Origin of the sequence: Enterobacter sp. RIT637 (genome assembly GCF_019718755.1) — a bacterium.
In the GTDB taxonomy this organism is placed as follows: Bacteria; Pseudomonadota; Gammaproteobacteria; order Enterobacterales; family Enterobacteriaceae; genus Enterobacter.
In genome coordinates this window covers 1-639 of the sequence record NZ_JAIHAZ010000090.1, presented here as the reverse complement: position 1 = coordinate 639, position 639 = coordinate 1, and the positions used below count along the sequence as shown (strand labels likewise).

Below are 639 nucleotides of genomic sequence, written 5' to 3'. Positions count from 1 at the left end.
GATGACAACTGGCTACGACTGTCCTGATATCTTGAATTTAGCCTTAATGCGTCCAGTGTATTCTCCATCCGATTTCGTGCAAATCAAAGGGCGAGGCACGCGTAAGCACAACTTCCTTGAGCAGTTGTTCGACGATGATCTGAAGCCGCTGGTTCATGAGTCCGAAAAGGCTCACTTCAAGTTCTTTGATTTTTTTGCAAACTGTGAATACTTCGAGGAACAGTTCAATTATGACGAAGTGATCAAGTTGCCAGCGCGTAACAGTGGCGGGGATGGTCAGACGGGAGAGCCTACACTGTCAATGAGTGGACTGTTTGTGCACACAGGTACTGATGCCATACACCACGTAGCTGAGCAACAAATCGGCTATGACGGTATGAAGATCGACCGAATGTTCTTCGAGAAATTTGAGGATCAGGTCAAGGCTGACCCCATGTTGAAACTACAGGTGGAAAATGAACAATGGGAGCAGGCCGTCGCCTATGTTATTAGTACCCTATTTGACAAGCCTAACGAGTACTTTAATCTTGACAAATTACGTCATTCTGCCAGCGTTGATAGGCGATTGAGTCTGAAGGAAATTCTCCAAAAAATCTTCGGTCTGATTCCGTATTTCAAGAGCAAGGATGAGCTGCTGGA

At 45.9% G+C, this 639-nt stretch carries 1 pseudogene; it reads left to right on the top strand.

Annotated features, from left to right (window positions below):
* Nucleotides 1–639: pseudogene (locus K5E19_RS23330) on the top strand (restriction endonuclease subunit R); the annotation flags it as partial.